The organism is Armatimonas sp., from assembly GCF_043760365.1.
Taxonomy (GTDB): Bacteria; Armatimonadota; Armatimonadia; order Armatimonadales; family Armatimonadaceae; genus Armatimonas.
In genome coordinates this window covers 1-2,897 of the sequence record NZ_JAYUPA010000931.1, presented here as the reverse complement: position 1 = coordinate 2,897, position 2,897 = coordinate 1, and the positions used below count along the sequence as shown (strand labels likewise).

Sequence of the window (2,897 nt, the reverse complement as noted above, 5' to 3'; positions counted from 1 at the left end):
CCGGGTGCGTTTATGTCGGGAAGGACGGGCTCACGGGGCGTTTTCGGGGCGGTGGGCAGCTCCAGCCCCGTAAAGAAGTCCTTGAGCTGGCGCACCATATCCGCGCCCATTGCCTCGGAGTTCATGCGGAAGTAGCCGGGCTGGACAAAGGGAACGCCGGCACGGAGCACGTCGCCTTGAGGCGAGAGCACGAAGAAGGCGATATTCACGTTGTCGCCGTGCAGCCGCCCTTGCTCGAAGACTTTCTTTATCTCATGTGGCATCTCCGAAAGACGGCGACCGTTCCAAGACGTGACAATAAAGGGCTTTAGCAGCTCCAGCACAGCGGGCGCGGCGAGGGAACTCCCCCGCAGGTGATCCGCGTTGGCTCAGCAGTGGCCCTGGTAGAAATTCGTCGCGGCGGAGATATTGGTGACAAAGATCAAAAAGACAGGCCGTCGCTCTTTCTTCGCACGTATCTGCGCCGTAGCGAGGTCAGGAGCCCAGTCCATGGTGTAGAACGCCAGAGCCGCGCCGGTAGGACGGGCGGAAGTGAAGCGCTTTTCAATCTCGGTGAGTCGGGTGTCCATAGAGCTCAGTCTACCGGTGAAGGCTGAAGAAGTGCTGAAGCTAAAAACGTGAGAATTTGCTCGGTGAAGGCTATTGACTGCTCCGTGTTGCCCACCCCATGCCCAGCGTCGAACCAGAGAACCTCAATCTGTTTACCCAGCTCTTTTAAGTGCGCCTCATAGACTTCCATCTGGCGCCGGGGGCAACGTGTGTCATTGAGGCCCTGGATCACCAGAACCGGGGCGGTGATGTGCGCGGCGTAGGTGTGCGGCGAGCTTGTCTCCCAGAGCTCCGGTTTCTCTTCGGGCGTGCCGCCAAAGCTTGCCTTCATGATTCCCTGGAGCAAGGGCGACGAGTCCTCGTAGGCCATTGCATTGTTGGCAAGCGCGACGTGCGCCACGCCCGCCGCCCACAGCTCCGGGCGCTTTCCGAGGGCGAGGAGCGTGAGGTAGCCGCCGTAGGAGCCGCCAGTAATCGCAATGCGCTTGGGATCGGCGATGCCCTCGCGAATAAGAAAGGCGTGGGCAGACGCGATGTCCTCTAGCTCCCAGTGCCCGACAGCGCCCCAGATTTTCTGCAAGAACTCCCGACCAAACGTGGGCGTGCCTCGGTAGTTCACGGAGAGATACGCAAAGCCACTCTCCACATAGGGCGCACCCATCCCGTAGCTCTGGTTGGTCACCTGGTGCGGCCCGCCGTGCAGGTCAATGACAGCAGGGAACGGGCCGGTACCCTCAGGAAGTGAAAGCCAGGCTTGCACGAGTACGCCATCCGACGACGGGAAAGTCACGGAGCGCACCGTCGTGCCCCTAGGGGCATCGCCGCCGGAAAACACCACGCGTCCCTCGCCGTTTGCGGAGAAGGCCATCTGTGTACGTGACTGCTGGGCACTCGAAAACAGCACCGATGCTACCCCGTCGTTACTCAGAGTCGCACCCAGCCCACCGAAGTACGTGATTGTCCCTTCAGGATGCTGCAAGCGTGTCAGTTTTCCTGCCGCCCAGCCCCACAGCTCATGCGCGGCATCAAGGCTCCGACAGAGCAGAACACGCTTCGCATCGGGCGACCAGCAGAGCGCCCCTACCTCGCCAGGAAGCTGATCCTCCCCCAAGAGAAGCTCAGACTCTCCGAGTGCTACATCCCAGAGCATCGGGCGCTTTACCCCAGACTCATCGCTGGTGCAGAGCAGGCGGTAGTCGCCAGGAATCGGGGAGAACGCCGTGGTTTCCAGGCTCGTCGGCCCCCAGCCCTTCCAGCCCACCAGCTCTTCGCCGCCGGAGTCCAGCGCGAGCAAATCATACTGCTGTTTTCCTGTACGCTCGTTGGTACAGACCACGCAGACTGCCCCATCCGCCGAGAGCACCGGGCCACGCAGGAGCGCACGGCCTTCATGGAGAATCCTTGGTTCCCCCCGCACTCCGCCCTCGCCAATCTCTACGGCGCACAAGTGATAGCCGTCGCTGTCCACATAGATAAACGCGATCCGATTGCCCGACGCGCTCATCGAGACAATCGGCAGCGGAAACGGGGTCAGCGACGACGAATACGGCGCAAACTCAGGCGTGAGGCTCTCGATCTCCCCCGTGCCGTCATACCGCACACGTACATAGTGCCCCTTCTCGTTGCCCTTCGTGTCCTTGAAGAAATAAAACCACTCGCCATCGGGCGAGAGCAACCCAAAGCCACTGGTAACGCCCTCAGGCAGAAGCCGCCGCGTCTCGCCGGTCTGCGGGTTCCACGCCAGCGCCCCCTTCTGGCTATGAAACGCCACGCCACGCTCGGCCTGAAGCGCCGCCCCCTGCGGCCACGCCACCGACCCGGTGCGGGCGATCTGCTTCCACGTCTGTGTTGCTGTGCTCATGGGGGGATTATACCCGGCGTGGGTTTCGGGCGGGCGTCGGGTTTCGGGCGCATAAATAGGCCCGTTCCCATATGCCGACCCGAACACAAAACGCCCGGATGAGGTATCCTGGCGTTGTCTCGTAGTTACTTCTACCTTCCACTCCGAAGCAAAAAGTCACCGCCCCCAAGCACCCATTGCCGTCGTCATTGTCACCAACCTGTGCGCCCGCGCCGCAGAGCTCGCCGGTGACGGCACCAACTAAGCGACCTCGGACGAAGCTGCTGTCTCATCCAGAACGAACCGGGCACTGTCCCGGTTCGTTTTGTTTTGGGCTTGAAAAGCGCTCTTAAACGGCTCAGGGATGCGCACAGGCCGCCCGGTCGTGGCGCTCAGAAACGCACCGCGTGTCTCCCCTTCGGCGATCAGGGTTTCGTCGCGCAGGATTCGATAGGTGAACAGCACACTGGCAGGCCGCAGCTCGGCGATCTCACCGGGGATCAGAAGC

Annotated in this window: 4 protein-coding genes; all 4 read right to left on the bottom strand. The window is 61.8% G+C overall.

Annotation, left to right across the window (positions count from 1 at the left end; all coding sequences use genetic code 11):
• On the bottom strand, positions 1-263 hold a 263-nt coding region (locus tag ACH2EH_RS23375; protein ID WP_395145568.1), incomplete at its 3' end, for a hypothetical protein.
• A gap of 105 nt (positions 264-368) precedes the next feature.
• Positions 369-569, bottom strand: coding sequence for a hypothetical protein (locus ACH2EH_RS23370; RefSeq protein ID WP_395145566.1), 201 nt, complete (start codon positions 567-569; stop codon positions 369-371).
• A gap of 5 nt (positions 570-574) precedes the next feature.
• Positions 575-2,410, bottom strand: coding sequence for a prolyl oligopeptidase family serine peptidase (locus tag ACH2EH_RS23365; RefSeq protein ID WP_395145565.1), 1,836 nt, complete (start codon positions 2,408-2,410; stop codon positions 575-577).
• Positions 2,411-2,650: 240 nt separating this feature from the next.
• A partial coding sequence (locus ACH2EH_RS23360) for an acyl-CoA thioesterase (protein ID WP_395145563.1) occupies positions 2,651-2,897 on the bottom strand: 247 nt, incomplete at its 5' end.